Origin of the sequence: Streptomyces sp. NBC_00510 (genome assembly GCA_036013505.1) — a bacterium.
GTDB lineage: Bacteria > Actinomycetota > Actinomycetes > Streptomycetales > Streptomycetaceae > Actinacidiphila.
Window position 1 is genome coordinate 3,261,381 of record CP107851.1, and the last position, 16,288, is coordinate 3,277,668.

Sequence of the window (16,288 nt, forward strand, 5' to 3'; positions counted from 1 at the left end):
CCGGGTCACGCGACTTTCCCCGCCTCGCGCCGGTGCGCGGGACCGTGCACCGGTTTGGCGGGCACGGAGCGCTTCCAGTCGGGGTGGCCGGGCATCGGGGGCGTGGTCGGACCGTAGAGCCAGGCGCCCAGGAAGCCGCCCAGGTCGCGGCCGGCGACCTCGGAGGCGAGGGCGATGAAGTCCCGGGTGGAGGCGACCCCGTCGCGGTGGCGGGCGACCCAGGCCCGCTCCAGCCGCTGGAAGGCGTCGGTGCCCATCTCCTGGCGCAGCGCGTACAGCACGAGCGCTCCGCCGAAGTAGACGTTGCCGCGGAAGATGCCGAGCTTGCCGTCGGCGCCGGGCGGCTTGGGGGCGGCGGCCGGGCCGCCGTCGCGGCGCAGACGCGCGTCGGCGCCGTAGGCGGCCTTGGCGAGCTGCTCCAGCGTGAGCTCGTGGTAGTGCTCGGCGGCGTAACGCCACTGGTACCAGGTGGCGTGCCCCTCGTTGAGCCACAGGTCGGACCAGGTCGCGGGCGAGACGCTGTCGCCGAACCACTGGTGGGCCAGTTCGTGCACCATCACCGGCGCCGCGTCGGCCTCCCGGGACAGCAGCACCCGCCGCTCGAAGAGCGAGAGGGTCTGGGTCTCCAGCTCGAAGCCGGTGACGGTGTCGGCGCTGAGGATGCCGTACGTCTCGAAGGGGTACGGGCCGACCTGCTGTTCCATCCACGCGATCTGCCCGGCGGTCATCGCCAGGCGCTTCTCCAGTTTGGCCCGGTCGGGGTCGGCGGAGCCGACGACGTCGCGCAACGGGAGGCCGCCGGGGCCGGTCCGGCGCAGCACCGCGGAGCGGCCGATGGAGACCTGGGCGAGCTCGGTGGCCATCACGTGGACGGTGCGGTAGTTCCAGGTCGTCACGGGGCCCTTGCGGACGGCCGTCTCGGGCAGGCCGTTGGCGACGACGGTGAGGTCGTTCGGCGCGGTGACGTGGAAGGCGAAGCGGGCCTTGTCCGAGGGGTGGTCGTTGCAGGGGAAGACGGTGTGGGCGGCGGCTGCCTGGTTGGCCATGGCCAGGCCGTCCTTGGTGCGGATCCAGCCGGTGTCCCCCTTGACCGCGGGGTCGCTGGTGTGGACGACGGTCACCCGCAGGCGGTCGCCGCGCGGTACCGGGACGGCGGGGGTGACGACCAGTTCCTCGCGCCAGGTGCTGAACGCCGCCCGGCGGCCGTTGACCTCGACGGAACGGACGTCGCCGCGGAAGTCGAGGTGGAAGCGGTCGAGGGTGTCCGTGGCGAGCGCGTCGACCCGGGTCACCGTGTCCAGGGGCCGGTCGTTGCCGCGGTAGGTGAACGAGATGTCGTAGTCGTAGACGTCGTACCCGGGGTTGCCGAGTTCGGGGTAGAGCCGGTCACCGAGCCCCGCGGGCGTCGCGTCGCCGGGCAGTCCGGCCGCGGTGAGCGCCACCACGGCCGCCGCGGTGACGGTGGCACGGCGCGCAAAGGATCCGATCATGGGATACCGGTATCAGCGCACCGTGCCCGCCCGACGGCGGCACGTCAGCACCCCACCCGATCGGGTACTCCTCTACGGCTGCGCGGCGGCCACGGCCTCCTGGGCGCGGTACACGTCGTACACACCGGGGACGGCGCGCATGGCGCGCATGAGGGCGGGCAGCGCTTCCGGGTCGGGCAGTTCGACGGTGTAGGTGTGGCGTACGCGGTGCTCCTGCGGCGGCTCCACGGCGGCGTAGACGATGGCGACGCCCTGGGTGGCGATCACCTCGGTGAGGTCGGCGAGCAGCCGGGGCCTGCCGAGCGCCTCGGCGTAGAGGGTGGCCCGGTGACCGGTGACGGGGGCGTCGGAGCGCCAGTGGACGGCGACCCTGGCGCGGCCCGAGGCGGCCATGCGCGCGGCGACGGGACACTCGCTGCGGTGCACGGCGACGGTGCCGCCGCGGATGGGGAAGCCGGTGATCCCGTCGGGCGGCACGGGCGTGCAGCAGCGGGCCATGCGGACGGCGGTCCCGGGCGGGTCGGTGTCCGCGAGCGGTTCGGCGGCCCTGCGGGCGGCCGTTGCGGCGGCGCGGACGGCGGGGGCGGCCGGCTCCTCCTCGGCGGTGGCCGCCGGGTGGGCCTCCAGCCAGCGGGCGATGGCGATCCGGGCGGCCGGGGTGCGGGCGTGCTCCAGCCACTCGGGCGAGGGCCCGTACCCGTCCCCGTCGGTGGCCTCGGTCATCAGGAGCTGGACGGTGTCGCCGTCCCGCAGGACCGTGCCGAGCGGCGCGAGCCGCCCGTTGACCCGCACCCCGACGCAGGAGTGGGCGCCCTCACCGTGCAGCGCGTACGCGGCGTCGGTACAGGTGGCGCCGTCGGGCAGGCCCACGGTGCCGCCGTCGGCGGAGAAGACGGTGATCTCGCGGTCCTGGGCGAGCTCGTCGCGCAGGGTGCTCCAGAAGAAGTCCGGGTCGGGAGCCTCGCGCTGCCACTCCAGCAACCGGGCCAGCCAGCCGGGGCGCGTGGGGTCGACGCGCTCGCCCTCGTCGGAGTCCGCCGCCTCGGCGGTGGCGTACGGGTTGCCGAGCGCGATGACCCCGGCCTCGGCGGCGTGGTGCATCTGCCGTGTGCGGATGAGGACTTCGGCGATGCGGCCCTCACCGTCGCGGATGGCGGTGTGCAGCGACTGGTACAGGTTGAACTTGGGCGCGGCGATGAAGTCCTTGAACTCCGCGATGACGGGGGTGAAGCAGGTGTGCAGTTCACCGAGGACGGCGTAGCAGTCGGCGTCCTCGGCGACCTGGATCAGCACCCGCCCGAAGTCGCTGCCGCCGGGCTGCGCACCGCCGCGCTTGAGCCGGACCCGGTGCACGGACACCACGTGCCGGGGCCGTACCTCGACCTCGGAGCTGATGCCGGCCTCGCGGAGCACCTTGCGGACGTCCTCGGCGACGGCGCCCAGCGGATCGGGCAGGGCGGCGTGCTCCAGGATGAGTTCGGTGGTGCGGAGGTAGTCCTCGGGGTGGAGGATGGCGAAGACCAGGTCCTCCAGTTCGGTCTTCAGCGCCTGGACGCCGAGGCGTTCGGCGAGCGGGATCAGCACGTCCCGGGTGACCTTGGCGATGCGGGCCTGCTTCTCGGGGCGCATGACGCCGAGGGTGCGCATGTTGTGCAGCCGGTCGGCGAGCTTGATGGACATGACGCGGACGTCGTTGCCGGTGGCGACGAGCATCTTGCGGAAGGTCTCGGGCTCGGCGGCGGCGCCGTAGTCCACCTTCTCCAGCTTGGTGACGCCGTCGACGAGGAAACGGACCTCCTCGCCGAACTCCTCCCGCACCTGATCGAGCGTCACATCGGTGTCCTCGACGGTGTCGTGGAGCAGCGACGCGGTCAACGTCGTCGTCTCCGCGCCGAGTTCGGCGAGGATCAGGGTCACGGCGAGCGGGTGCGTGATGTACGGCTCCCCGCTCTTGCGCATCTGGCCGCGGTGCGAGGACTCGGCGAGCACGTACGCCGTGTGCAGGATGGCGAGGTCCGCGCCGGGATGTCGGGCACGGTGCACCTTGGCGATGTGCTCGATGGACTCCGGCAGCCGGCCGGCGCGTCCGCCGGGGCCCAGCAGGGCCGCGCGTCCCAGCCGGCGCAGGTCCGCGGCCCGGGGGATGCGCCTGCGTCCTGCGGCGCCCGGGGCGGTCTCCACTGCGTTGTCCGGTCTCATGCGGCACCTCCGGCAGCGTCACCCACCGGCGGGATGGCTTCCGTGCCGGTGCTTGATGCTACCGAGCCCATCACGTGCCGCTGCCACGCTCTCGCCCAGCGTGATCGGCATCACCCGTTCGAGCGAATACCGGGCCCTCGGAGCGGGTATCCTCAGCCGCCGTCGCCGAGCCAGGCCGGATCGATGACGCCTTCGGCGACGATCACGGCGGGACCGGTCATCTCGACGGTGCCGTCGGGACGTTCGGTGATCACCAGGGTGCCGCCCGGCAGGTCGACGCGGTACGTCTCGGGACGGCCGGTGACGGCCGGGTCGCGGCCGTCGCGCCGGGCCGCGGCGACCATGACGGCGCAGGCCCCGGTGCCGCAGGAACGGGTCTCGCCGGAGCCGCGCTCGTGGACCCGCATGGCGACGTGGCGCTCACCCCGGTCGACGACGAACTCCACGTTCACACCGTCCGGGTAGGCCGCGGCAGGCGCGTGGGCCGGGGGGTCCAGCAGCTTGCCGGCGTCGGCGAGGTCGTCGACGAAGGCGACGGCGTGCGGGTTGCCCATGTTCACGTTGCGGGCGGGCCAGCTGCGCTCGCCGACGGTCACCTCGACCTCGCCGGCGGGAAGCGCGGCGCGGCCCATGTCGACGGTGATGTCGCCGTCCTTGTCGATGTGCACCCGGCGCACGCCGGCGCGGGTCGCCACGGCGACGTCCCCGGCACCGGTGAGACCGGCGCGCCGGAGGTAGTGCGCGAAGACCCGTACGCCGTTGCCGCACATCTCCGCGATGCTGCCGTCGCTGTTGCGGTAGTCCATGAACCACTCGGCCTCCGCGGCCATGGCAGCGGCCTCCGGGTGCTTCGCCGACCGCACGACCCGCAGCACCCCGTCGCCGCCGATCCCGGCGCGGCGGTCGCACAGGCGCGCGACGGTCCCCGCGGTCAGGTCGAGGGCCCCGTCGGGGTCGGGGATGATCACGAAGTCGTTCTCCGTGCCGTGCCCCTTGAGGAAGGGCAGGCCCTGCGGTGCTGCGCTGGTCATGCGCCGAGTCTACGGGTCAGCGCAGACGGGCGACCCGCCAGAAGGCGAGCAGCGTGAGCACCACCGTGATCGCCGCGTACAGCGCCACGAAGCGCCAGTCCGGGCGGCGGCCGGAGCCGCGGGCCGGCAGTCCCGGCCAGGTGTAGCCGACCCGGCGGGCGGCCATGATCCCCCAGCCCGCGGAGCAGCAGCCCAGCAGGAGGCCGAGCATCGCGACGACGGCACCGCCGTCGCCGGTCTCGAAGGCCAGCGGGAAGGCGAACATGAGCGAGCCGAGCACGCCGAGGGCGACGATCGGGGCGAGCTGCCACGCGCGCAGGCGCCGCTCGGGACGCAGCTCGCGGAAGGACTGTTCCTCCTCCGCGAGGGTCTGCCCGTCCAGCGGGTCCTCCAGGGGGCCGTCCACCACGAGCCGGTCGCGCGGCTCGAGCTCCCCGCCAGAGGTGTGCTCGGTGTGTTCCGGCTGCGGTCCGTTGCGAGGGCCGGCTTCCATCGCCACGCGCCCTCCCAAGAAGTCCGACACCGTAGCTCCGATGCTCGATGATGGCACGCTCGAAGAGGCGTCAAGTGCCGCTGGGGCGTCCCGATGCCATCACGTGATCAGGCTGTGACCGCCCGACCGGGCGGGGCCGAGCAGGGCGAGCGCCTGGCCGACCAGTTCCTGTCCACGGCCCGCCAGCCAGTGCACCCGGCCGTCCCGGCGGAACCACGAGTCCTGCCGGCGCGCGAAGCGTTTGGTGGCGCGGACGGTCTCGGCGCGCGCCTCCGCGTCCGTGCACTCCCCGGCCAGCGCGGCCAGCACCTGCTGGTAGCCGAGCGCCCGGGAGGCCGTGCGCCCCTCGCGCAGGCCGGCCGTCTCCAGGGCGGCGACCTCACCGACCAGTCCGGCCTCCCACATGCGGTCGACCCGCAGCGTGATGCGTTCGTCGAGCTCCGGGCGGGGGACGTCGACGCCGATCTGGACGGTGTCGTACACGGAGTCGTGCCCGGGCAGGTTGGCGGTGAAGGGGCGGCCGGTGATCTCCACGACCTCCAGCGCGCGGACGATCCGCCGGCCGTTGCTGGGCAGGATCGCGCGGGCCGCCTCCGGGTCCACGGCGGCCAGGCGGGCGTGCAGCGGGCCGGAGCCGAGCGTGTCGAGCTCGGCCTCCAGCCGGGCGCGCACCTGCGGGTCGGTACCGGGGAACTCCAGGGCGTCGATGGCGGCGCGCACGTAGAGCCCCGATCCGCCGACGAGCACGGGGGTGCGACCGGCGGCCAGCAGCCGGTCGATCTCGGCGCGGGCGAGGCGCTGGTACTCGGCGACGCTGGCGGCCTGGGTGACGTCCCATATGTCGAGCAGGTGGTGCGGCACACCCTGCCGCTCGTCCTCGGTGAGCTTGGCGGTGCCGATGTCCATGCCGCGGTAGAGCTGCATGGAATCCGCGTTGACCACCTCGCCGTCGAGGGCCTGGGCCAGGGCGACTCCGAGGTCGGACTTGCCGGCCGCGGTGGGGCCGACGACGGCGATCACGTGGGGGACGTCGATTCTCACGTGCACAGTTTCGCAAATTCCGGCGGCGCGGATTTACCTGTGGACGGGTAAGATCTTTACGGGAAAAGGGTCATTTCCGGCAAAGGCATCCACGGGAGACGGTGACGCATGAGCTTCAAGGACACGCTGAAGGCCAAGGCCGAGCACGCCAAGGCCAGGGCCGGCGCCAAGGCCGGCGACTTCATGGAGCACCACGGCGAGTCGATCGGCTCCCGCCTGGACAAGGTCGCGCGCACGGTCGACGAGAAGACCAAGCACAAGTACAGCGGGAAGATCCACAAGGGCGTCGACAAGACGAAGGACGCCATGGAGCACCTCAAGGAGGGCGGCTCCAAGGGCACGCCCTGAGGACGGTCCCGGACCCCGAGAACCGGCCGGTCTACGACCAGGCCGCCACGAAGTAGCCGACGCCGTAGGGCGCCTGGTCGTACAGCAGCTGGCCGCCGAGCCCGGCGCCGTCCGCGGCGCCGGCCAGGACCTGCCAGGGGGCGCGGCCGGCCGCCCCCAGATCGGTGGCGAGCCGTGCGTCAAGGGCCGCCAGCGCCCCGGTGTCGGCGGCACCGAGGGCGCGCGCCACGGACGCGTCGAAGGGCTCGGCCCGCTCGTCGAGGTAGCCGGGAGCCTTGAGCGTGCGGGAGGTGGTGCCGTCGCCCATGACCAGCAGCGCCACCCGGTCGGCCAGTCCCGCCAGGCCCTGTCCCAGCTCCAGCATCCTGGCCGCCGGCGCGTGCGCGGGCACGGCGCAGGCGTGCAGGGGCGCGGCGGAGCCCGCCTGCGTCAGGAGCCAGGCTGCGAGCGTCAGCGACGGGGCCAGGGGCTCGGGGTCGCTGCCGTCGCCGAGCCGCACCGTCAGATTGACGCCGTACGGGCGCAGCGAGCCCGTACCGCCGCCTTCCCAGACGTGCGCGGAGTCCGCGGCACCCACCACGACCAGCAGATCGGCACGCGCGGCGGCCAGCACGGCCAACGCGTCCGCGCAGGCGGCGCGCAGCGGGTCCAGTTCCGGCGCCGCGCCCGACGCGACGTCGGGCACGAGCAGCGGCGGACAGGGGCAGACGGCGGCGGCGACCAGCATGATCGGAACCCTACCGTCCGCCGTCTCAGAAGCCCTCGGGCACGCGGTCCCAGGGCTCGGCCGTGGCGGCGACCTTCGGGTCCTTGCTGTCGCGGACCAGCTCGGCGACCGTGAAACGGCAGATGTAGGTCGTGGTCACACCCTCGTTGACCTGGACGAACCCCTCCCCCGAGCGGTACAGCCAGCTGCGCCGCACGCTGAACGGCTTGCTGGGCCGGTAGGCCAGCGCCGCCTCCTCCAGCTTGCCCAGCGCCTCCTCGCGCGTGCCCTCGGCGTGGCCGAGGAGCTCGAACTCCCAGCGCCTGGCGTCGCCGCTGCCCACGGTCTCCTCGGCGAAGAGCCCCCAACGAGCCATCCGTGTCCCCCCTCGTCCCCGCGGTCCTCGCGGTCCTCGCGGTCCCCGCTCCGTCAGTCGCAGCCGCAGCCCGGCGCGGCCGCCGCCGCTGCCGGAACGGGCGCGCCGATCGTCGGCAGGCCCAGCATGACACCCGCGGGCTTGGCCGCCGCGGCCGAGGTACGCCGCTCCCAGGCGTCGCCCGCCGCAGTGCGGCGGACGCCGAAGGCCGGCGCCTCGGCGAGCAGGTGGTGCGGCGCGGCGTAGGTGATCTCCGCCATGACCATGTCGCCGGGGCGGACGGGCTCGGCGGGCGGCGCGAAGTGCACCAGGCGGTTGTCGGGGGCGCGGCCGGACAGGCGGTGCGTGGCGTCGTCCTTGCGGCCCTCGCCCTCGGCGACCAGCACCTCCAGGACGCGGCCGACCTGCTTCTTGTTCTCGGCCCAGGAGATCTCGTCCTGCAGCGCGACCAGCCGCTCGTAGCGCTCCTGGACGACCGCCTTCGGGACCTGCCCCTCCATCTCGGCGGCGGGCGTGCCCGGGCGCTTGGAGTACTGGAAGGTGAAGGCCTGCGCGAAGCGCGCCTCGCGGACCACGTGCAGCGTCTGCTCGAAGTCCTCCTCGGTCTCGCCGGGGAAGCCCACGATGATGTCGGTGGAGATGGCGGCGTCCGGCATGGCCGCGCGCACCTTCTCGATGATGCCGAGGTAGCGGTCCTGCCGGTACGAGCGGCGCATCGCGCGCAGCACGGTGTCGGAGCCGGACTGCAGCGGCATGTGCAGCTGGTGCATCACGTTCGGGGTCTCGGCCATGGCCGCGATCACGTCGTCGGTGAAGTCGCGCGGGTGGGGCGAGGTGAAGCGGACCCGCTCCAGGCCGTCGATCTTCCCGCAGGCGCGCAGCAGTTTGCCGAAGGCCTCGCGGTCGCCGATGTCGGAGCCGTAGGCGTTGACGTTCTGGCCGAGCAGGGTGACCTCGGTGACGCCCTCGGCGACCAGCGCCTCGACCTCGGCGAGGATGTCGCCGGGGCGGCGGTCCTTCTCCTTGCCGCGCAGCGCGGGGACGATGCAGAAGGTGCAGGTGTTGTTGCAGCCGACCGAGATCGACACCCACGCCGCGTAGGCCGACTCGCGCCGGGTCGGCAGCGTGGACGGGAAGGTCTCCAGCGACTCGGCGATCTCGACCTGCGCCTCTTCGGCGATCCTGGCACGCTCCAGCAGCACGGGGAGGCTGCCGATGTTGTGGGTGCCGAAGACGACGTCGACCCAGGGGGCCTTCTTGACGATCGTGTCCCGGTCCTTCTGCGCCAGGCAGCCGCCGACGGCGATCTGCATGCCCGGCCGGGCGGCCTTCTGCGGTGCCAGGCGGCCGAGGTTGCCGTACAGGCGGTTGTCGGCGTTCTCCCGGACCGCGCAGGTGTTGAAGACGACAACATCTGCGGACACCGTGCCGTCCTCGCCCTTGGGCGCGCGGACGTAGCCGGCCGCCTCCAGGAGGCCTGCCAGCCGCTCGGAGTCGTGGACGTTCATCTGGCACCCGTAGGTGCGGATCTCGTAGCTCTTCACACCCTGCTCTTCACGCTGCACCCATCCAGGGTAAGGGCGCGCCGCGCGCGCTCGTGCCCGCGCCCGCCCCCGCGCGGACGGCAGCGGACGGCGCCGCACGGCACCGGACGGCGCCCGCCGCATCAGGTGCCGGGTGGCTCGGCGAGGAGGCGGTGGCCGCCCGCCCCCGGGACGACGGTGCCCGCGGTGGGCGGCGGGAAGTGGGTGCCGAGCAGCAGGGTGTCCGTACCCGCGTACGCGGTGAGCAGCGCGCGGCGGGTGCGCACGGCCAGGGCCGCGTCAAAGTCGGCGGTGCTGGTGATCGCGGGATCGGCGATCTGCACGGGGTGGTGGAAGCTGTCGCCGGTGACCAGCGCGGACCGCCCGGTGCCGTGCAGCTCCACCGCGACCTGCCCCGGGGTGTGCCCGGGCACCGCCAGGAGACGGATGCCGGGGGCCGCCTCCACGGGGGCGTCGGTGACGTCGGCCAAGTCGAGCAGTCCGGCGTCGCGGACCGGCAGCACCGAGTCGCGGAAGACCTGCCGGTGGTCGTCGTCCAGGTCCGTGCCCGCCCAGTGGTCCCATTCGGCACGGGAGACCAGGTAACGGGCGCGGGGGAAGGAGGGCACCCAGGTGCCGCCGTCGTCACGGGTGTTCCAGCCGACGTGGTCGGTGTGCAGGTGGGTGAGGATCACCAGGTCCACGGCGTGCGGCGGGAAGCCCGCCTCCACCAGCCGCCGCGGGTAGTCGGTGGCGAGCCGGTGCCACGCGGGGTCCGACCGGGTCTTGCCGTTGCCGATCCCGGTGTCCACCAGGACGCGCAGGCCGCCGGCCACCACGGCGAAGGTGTGGGTGGCCAGCCGGAGCGTGCCGTCGGGGGCGGCGAAGTCCGGCCGCAGCCACGGCGCCCCCGCCACCACCCGCGCGGTGGCGGCGGGCAGCAGCCGCCGTCCGGTCGCCGCGGGCAGCGTGGTCTCGTCGACGCGATGCACGACGAGGTCGCCCACCGTCCAGCTCACCGTGCGTCCCATGCGGGGCCTCCCTTCGTACGGGGTGCGCCCTGGGACGAGTGTTCCCCGTGGGGCGGGCCGTCACGTCCGAAATCCGGACGCGGCAGGACGGCGCTGGCCGCCGCGCCGCCGGGCCTGGCACTATCGCGGGGATGGAGTTCCCCCGTATCGGCAGACGCAGGGCCGTGCAGGCCGTGCTGGCGGTGGCGGCGGCGGTCGCGCTGCTGCTGTGGTGGGTGCTGCCCTCCGACGGGCCGTCGTACCCGAAGGACCGGGTCGACTTCGCCACCGGTGTGCGCAACGGCGTGTACGACACGTACGGGAAGCGGCTCCAGCCCTACCTGCACACGGACCTGCCCGGGGTGCCGGTGCGCCTGGTGCGGTCCGAGGGGTCCGTGGACAACGTCCGGCGGGTCGCGACCGGCAAGGCCGATTTCGCGATCGCCGCGGCCGACGCCGTCGCCGACTACCACGGCCCGGGCGCGGGGCGGCTGCGTGCCTGCGCCCGGCTGTACGACGACTACGTGCAGCTCGTGGTGCCCGCCGACTCGCCCGTGAGGTCGGCGAAGGACCTGCGCGGGCTGCGGGTGGGGATCGGCCAGCCCAGCTCCGGGGTGAACCTGATAGCGCAGCGGCTGCTCGAGGCGGCCGACCTCGGGGAACCGGGCGACGTGCGGCGCCGGACGGTCGGCATCGACCGGGCGCCGGAGATGCTGCGCCGGGGGAAGCTGGACGCGTTCTTCTGGTCGGGCGGACTGCCGACCAAGACCGTCGCGAACCTGGCGGAGACCACCGACGTGAAGCTGGTGCAGCTCGGCGACCTGGTGGCCCGGCTGCACGCCGAGAGCGACGAGTCGACGTACTACCGGCAGGCGGTCATGCCGGCGGACGCGTACCCCATGGTCCAGGGCGGCCGCGCGGTGCAGACGATCGCCGTGGCCAACCTGCTGATCACCACGGACCGGACGGACACCGGGCTGGTGGACCGCCTCACCCGCACGGTGATCGACAGCCGTGACCGGATCGGTCAGGAGGTGCACGCCGCCCAGCTGATGGACCTGCGGACGGCGGTCTTCACCGACCCGTTGCGGCTGCACGACGGCGCCGAGCGCTACTACCGGTCCGTCAAGCCCTAGGGGATCCGGGACCGGTACGGACCATTCCGCCCGACATGTGATCGCTCCCCGCCCCGGGGACGATGTTCATCCCCGTCAGAGCCCCCTAACCTGTAGCGGACCACGTACCGATGGGGGCACACGCATGAGTTCTGGGGGGATGCCGCACACCCTCGTCGACGGCCGCTACGAGCTGCGCCGGCAGTTGGGGCGCGGTGGCATGGGCGTGGTGTGGGAGGCCTACGACAACCGGCTCAGCCGTCAGGTCGCCGTCAAGGAGCTGCTGTTCCGGGGCGCGCTGGACCCGGAGACGCAGGCCCAGTGGGTGGAGCGGGCGCGCCGGGAGGCGCAGGCCATCGCCCGGATCGGGCATGAGCACGTGGTCGCCGTGCACGACGTGATCGAGGCCGACGGCCAGGTCTGGATCGTCATGGAGCAGGTCAACCCGCACTCCCTGGCGGACCAGTTGCGCGAGCAGGGCCGGATCCCGGCGCTGCAGGCGGCGCGGATCGGCCTGGAGGTGCTGCGCGGGCTGCGCGCGGTGCACGCGGCCGGGGTGCTGCACCGCGACGTGAAACCGCACAACATCCTGTTCCGCCGGGACGGGCGGGCGGTGCTCATGGACTTCGGGATCGCGACCTTCGAGGGCGCGGCCCAGGTGACGCGGGTGCACGAGACCGTCGGCACCCCGCAGTACCTGGCACCGGAGCTGGCCAACCGGCTGGCGCCCACGCCCGCCGCCGACCTGTGGTCGCTGGGCGTCACGCTCTACGAGATGGTCGAGGGCCGGCCCCCCTTCCGCGGCCCGACGCCGTACGAGGTGCTGGAGGCCGTCCGCACGGCCGAGGTGCCGCCGACGGCGCACGCGGGGCCGCTGCGCCCGCTGATCGACGGGCTGCTGGTCAAGGAGCCGGGGGCACGGCTGTCGGCGGAGCGCACCGAGCAGTTGCTGCAGCACGTGGCGCAGGAGACCCCGCAGTTCCCGGTCGGCGTCTACCCGGACTACGACCCGGACGCCACGCGGACGGACGGCGGCGCCGCGCCCCCGTCGCACCGGACGGAGCCCGATGCCCCCGCGGTGGCGGAGCCGGCACGGGAACCCGGGGGGCGCACGTCCCTGCGCCGGTGGTACACGCTCGCGGCGGGCGGGGTCGCGCTCGCGGTCCTGGCCGCTGCCGGGTGGTTCGCCGTCGACCGGCTGGGGGACGACGGCCCCGACCTCTCCTCCTCGCCGACCTACCGGACGGCGCGTGACCGCGGCTACCTCGTGGTCGGCGTCAAGAAGGACCAGCCGGGCCTCAGTGAGGCCTCCAGCACCGCCAAGGACGGCTACGAAGGGTTCGACATCGACCTGGCGAGGGCCATCGCCCGGCATCTGGGCTTCGACAAGGTGCAGTTCACGGTCGTGGACACCCAGTCGCGCGAGTACTTCCTGCGCGCCGGGTACGTCGACTTCATAGTGGCGAGCTACTCCATCACGGAGGAACGCAAGAGGTCGGTCGACTTCGCGGGCCCCTACTACCAGGCCGGCCAGGACTTCCTCGTCCGCAAGGACGCCCCCGTCCACAGCGTGCAGGACCTGTTCGGCCGTCATGTCTGCACCGTCACCGACTCGACGCCCGCCGAACGGCTCCGCAAGGAGTACCCGCAGATAAGGACCGAGCAGCAGACCTCGTACGGGCTGTGCGTCAACCAGCTGCTGGCGGGGAAGGTCGACGCCGTCTCCACCGACGACATCATCCTGGCCGGTTACCGCGCCCAGCACACCGGGCAACTGCGGCTGCTGGGGGTCCCCTTCGGGACCGAGGAGTACGGCGTGGGGCTGGCCCAGAACGAGCCCGAGCTGAAGCACGCCATATGCGACGCCATCAAGGACGAGATCTCCTCCGGGGCCTGGCGCGCCTCGTACGTCAAGCACCTCAAGCCGCTGGCCTCCCAGGAGGTGGCGGACCAGCGGCCGAGGCTGGACGAGATGAGCGAGTGCGACTAGGGCCGTGACCCGCGCGACCGGTCGGTCGCGCGGGCCCGCCCGTTCAGGACAGGGCGAACGTGGTGACCACGGCGGCGTGGTCGGAGGGCCAGGCGTTGCCCGCCACGTCCGGTTCGGGGCGGGGCTCCCCGGTGACCAGGGTGGTGGAGTCCAGCACCCGCAGGCCCCGCCCGGCGTACAGGACGTAGTCGATCCGGTCCTGCGGCTCGGGCTCGGGGGTGACGGGTGACCAGGTGGTGCCGGGCTCGCGCACGGGGTCCGGGTGGGCCTCGCGGTAGGAGTCGCGCAGTCCGGCGGCCTCGGCGGCGAGGGTGACCGGCCAGGGCACGGGTCCGTACCCGCCGTGCAGGGGCGCCGCCTCGGCGGTCCAGTCCAGGTGGGAGGGGACGTTGAAGTCGCCGACGAGGACGACCGGGGTGGTGTCGCGGGCGGCGAGGTCGTCGGCCATGTCGTGCAGGATGTCCCGGATCTGGTCCAGGCGTCCCGAGGCCGCCTCGTGCTCGACGAGCACCTCGACCGGCTGCCGGTCGTGGAGGGCGTCGTAGGGGCCGTACGGGGTGTAGTTCAGGTGCGCGCTCCACAGCGTGAGGTCGTGGCCCTCGTCGAGCCGGACGGTGGCGCCGAGGCCGCCGTAGAACGGGCTCGCGGGCAGGCCGTGACGGGAGACGATCGGGTAGCGGCTGATGACGCCGAGGTTGTCGCCCGCCTGGTGGTGGTCCCAGCCCAGTGCCTCGGCCAGTTCCTTGGCGGAGTGCGTCCGCGTCTCCTGCAGGCCGACGACGTCCACGTCGGCTTCCAGCAGCACGCGCAACTGCTTGTCCCGGTGGTCGTCGACGCGGGTGCCGCCGAGCCACAGGTTCCAGCTCATGACGCGCAGCTCGCGCACGACGGGTTCGCCCGCCGCGACGACCGGCACACGCACGGTGACGGTGGCGGAGCGCCCGTCGGCGTCCGTGGCGGTGACGGCGACCTCCACGTCGCCGGCTGCGTCGGGGGTGCCGGTGACGGTGCCGTCGGCGGAGACCCGCGCCCAGCCGGGGCCCGCGGTCCCGGCGTACGTGACGGGGGCGCCGCGCAGGAGCCCGGCGACGGTGGCGCGGAACGGCTCGCCGACGCGGGCGCGGCGGCTGGTGAAGGCGGGCACGAGGAAGGACGGCGGCCGCGCGACCAGGGCCCGCAGCACGGAGACGTCGGCCCGTTCCAGGCTGCCGAGCACCGCGCGTCCGGCGCCGGGGGCGATGGGCGCCAGGGAGGGCACGGCCAGCACGCGGCAGCCGGCGGCCTCGGCGGAGGCGACACCGGTCGGGGTGTCCTCGACGGCCACGCACGCGCCGGGGTCCACGCCGAGGGCGTGGGCGGCGGCGAGGTAGGGGTCGGGGGCGGGCTTGGTGCGGGGGGTGTCGTCGGCGGTCAGGGATACCGCGAAGCGCTCGCGGCCCAGCACCGCCAGCACGATGTCCACGACCTCGCGCGGGGACGCCGAGACCAGGGCGATGGGGATCTCGTGCCGGGCGAGTTCGTCCAGCAGCTCCAGCGCGCCGGGGCGGGGCACCGTGCGGGCGCGGACCCGCTCGGCGAACTCCCGGTGCAGGAGGGCGGCCAGTTCCTCGGCGCCGGCCGCCGTCCCGGTCGTGGTCACCAGGTGGGTGGCGGTGTGCTCGACGGCGCGGCCGAGGACCTCGGTCACGTCCGCGTCGCCGAGCACGTGTCCCAGCCCGGCGGCCACCTCGGCGACCGCCTCCCACCACAGCTCCTCGGTGTCGACGAGCGTGCCGTCCATGTCGAACAGGACGGCCTGGAGCGGGTGGTGCGGTGGGTGGGTCACGGGGCTCTCTTTCCTCGGGGGTGTGGGGGGATGGGAGGTGCGATCGGGGTCAGGCGGTGCGCGCGGTGACCAGGACGGGCCGGTCGGGCAGGGAGACGGTGACGGTCGCCCCCGGCGGGAGGGCGGCGGCGTCGGAGCCGGCCACGTCGGCCTTGACGGAGGTGCCGTCGGGCAGTTGCACGGTCACCCGGGTGACGGCGCCGAGGAAGGCGGTCGCCATGACGCGCGCGTCGCCGGCGGGGTCGGCGGTCAGGCGCACCGCCTCGGGACGGACGAGGACGTCCACTTCGGTGCCGGCGGGCACGTCGCCCTGGGCGGGGAGCCGCCGGCCGAGGACCTCGACGTCGCCGCCGTCGGTCAGCCGGCCCGGCAGGCGGCTGTTGGTGCCCACGAACTCGGCGACGAAGGCCGTGGCGGGGCGGTCGTACAGCTCGGCGGGGGCGGCGCACTGCTCCATCCGCCCGGCGTTCATGACGGCGACGCGGTCCGCCATGGACAGCGCCTCCTCCTGGTCGTGCGTCACGAACAGCGTGGTGATGCCGAGTTCGAGCTGGAGGCGGCGGATCTCCTCGCGCAGGTTGGTGCGCACCTTGGCGTCCAGCGCGCTCAGCGGCTCGTCCAGGAGCAGGACGCGCGGTCGCAGCGCCAGGGCGCGGGCGAGGGCCACGCGCTGCTGCTGGCCGCCGGAGAGCTGGTGCGGGTAGCGGTCCCCGTGGTCCGGCAGGCCGACGAGTTCCAGCAGTTCCGCGGCGCGGGCGCGCCGTTCGGCGGCGCCGACCTTGCGCATGCGCAGCCCGAAGGCGACGTTGTCGGCGGCGCTCAGGTGCGGGAAGAGGCTGTAGGACTGGAAGACCATGCCCGCGTCGCGGCGGTGCGCGGGGATCTTGGTGATGTCCTTGCCGTCGACCAGCACCTGACCGGAGTCGGGGTGCTCGAAGCCGGCGAGCATCCGCAGCGCGGTGGTCTTCCCGCAGCCGGACGGGCCGAGCAGGGCGAGGAGTTCTCCGGGCCGGACGGTCAGGTCCAGTCCGTCGAGGGCGACGGTGGGCCCGAAGGCGCGGCGCAGCGCCCGGAACTCGACGGTGGCGCCGCCGGGCACGGTCGGCGCGGCGTCGGCCGGGGCGGGGACGGTGTCGGTCAT

14 protein-coding genes are annotated in these 16,288 nt (G+C 73.8%); 3 read left to right on the top strand and 11 right to left on the bottom strand.

Annotated features, from left to right (window positions below):
• Nucleotides 1–5: 5 nt before the first annotated feature.
• The 5 genes from OG937_14330 to miaA form a co-directional block, all read right to left on the bottom strand.
• The gene (locus tag OG937_14330; GenBank protein ID WUD72793.1) at nucleotides 6–1,490 is read right to left on the bottom strand and encodes a M1 family metallopeptidase; all 1,485 of its coding nucleotides are present in this window, start codon (nucleotides 1,488–1,490) and stop codon (nucleotides 6–8) included.
• Nucleotides 1,491–1,562: 72 nt separating this feature from the next.
• Nucleotides 1,563–3,689 (bottom strand): HD domain-containing protein, encoded by a 2,127-nt coding sequence (locus tag OG937_14335; protein ID WUD72794.1) that lies wholly within the window; start codon nucleotides 3,687–3,689, stop codon nucleotides 1,563–1,565.
• Nucleotides 3,690–3,841: 152 nt separating this feature from the next.
• On the bottom strand, nucleotides 3,842–4,720 hold the full coding sequence (gene dapF, locus OG937_14340; protein WUD72795.1) for a diaminopimelate epimerase: 879 nt from the start codon (nucleotides 4,718–4,720) through the stop codon (nucleotides 3,842–3,844).
• A gap of 16 nt (nucleotides 4,721–4,736) precedes the next feature.
• Entirely contained in the window at nucleotides 4,737–5,213 is a 477-nt protein-coding gene (locus OG937_14345) for a hypothetical protein (protein ID WUD78733.1), read from the bottom strand.
• Nucleotides 5,214–5,312: 99 nt separating this feature from the next.
• Nucleotides 5,313–6,254, bottom strand: coding sequence for a tRNA (adenosine(37)-N6)-dimethylallyltransferase MiaA (gene miaA / locus OG937_14350; protein WUD72796.1), 942 nt, complete (start codon nucleotides 6,252–6,254; stop codon nucleotides 5,313–5,315).
• A 108-nt stretch (nucleotides 6,255–6,362) separates the two neighbouring features.
• Between miaA and OG937_14355 the strand changes: the two genes are divergently transcribed.
• Nucleotides 6,363–6,602 carry an antitoxin gene (locus OG937_14355; protein WUD72797.1) on the top strand — a complete coding sequence of 80 codons (240 nt, stop codon included), beginning with the start codon at nucleotides 6,363–6,365 and terminating at the stop codon, nucleotides 6,600–6,602.
• A 31-nt stretch (nucleotides 6,603–6,633) separates the two neighbouring features.
• Here the strand turns inward: OG937_14355 and OG937_14360 are convergent, their stop codons facing one another.
• The 4 genes from OG937_14360 to OG937_14375 form a co-directional block, all read right to left on the bottom strand.
• A complete protein-coding gene (locus OG937_14360; protein WUD72798.1) occupies nucleotides 6,634–7,329 on the bottom strand; it encodes a hypothetical protein in 696 nt (231 codons plus the stop codon).
• A gap of 25 nt (nucleotides 7,330–7,354) precedes the next feature.
• Nucleotides 7,355–7,684: a hypothetical protein gene (locus OG937_14365; protein ID WUD72799.1), complete on the bottom strand. Its 330-nt coding sequence runs from the start codon at nucleotides 7,682–7,684 to the stop codon at nucleotides 7,355–7,357.
• 53 nt (nucleotides 7,685–7,737) lie between these two features.
• Entirely contained in the window at nucleotides 7,738–9,228 is a 1,491-nt protein-coding gene (miaB, locus tag OG937_14370) for a tRNA (N6-isopentenyl adenosine(37)-C2)-methylthiotransferase MiaB (GenBank protein ID WUD78734.1), read from the bottom strand.
• 122 nt (nucleotides 9,229–9,350) lie between these two features.
• Entirely contained in the window at nucleotides 9,351–10,238 is an 888-nt protein-coding gene (locus OG937_14375; protein WUD72800.1) for an MBL fold metallo-hydrolase, read from the bottom strand.
• Nucleotides 10,239–10,369: 131 nt separating this feature from the next.
• Between OG937_14375 and OG937_14380 the strand changes: the two genes are divergently transcribed.
• Nucleotides 10,370–11,353: a TAXI family TRAP transporter solute-binding subunit gene (locus tag OG937_14380; protein WUD72801.1), complete on the top strand. Its 984-nt coding sequence runs from the start codon at nucleotides 10,370–10,372 to the stop codon at nucleotides 11,351–11,353.
• 124 nt (nucleotides 11,354–11,477) lie between these two features.
• The gene (locus tag OG937_14385; protein WUD72802.1) at nucleotides 11,478–13,322 is read left to right on the top strand and encodes a bifunctional serine/threonine-protein kinase/glutamate ABC transporter substrate-binding protein; all 1,845 of its coding nucleotides are present in this window, start codon (nucleotides 11,478–11,480) and stop codon (nucleotides 13,320–13,322) included.
• Between the two features lie 43 nt (nucleotides 13,323–13,365).
• Here OG937_14385 and OG937_14390 read toward each other — a convergent pair whose 3' ends face one another.
• Both OG937_14390 and OG937_14395 read right to left on the bottom strand, forming a co-directional pair.
• Nucleotides 13,366–15,147, bottom strand: coding sequence for an HAD-IA family hydrolase (locus OG937_14390; GenBank protein ID WUD72803.1), 1,782 nt, complete (start codon nucleotides 15,145–15,147; stop codon nucleotides 13,366–13,368).
• Between the two features lie 49 nt (nucleotides 15,148–15,196).
• Nucleotides 15,197–16,288, bottom strand: coding sequence for an ABC transporter ATP-binding protein (locus tag OG937_14395; GenBank protein WUD72804.1), 1,092 nt, complete (start codon nucleotides 16,286–16,288; stop codon nucleotides 15,197–15,199).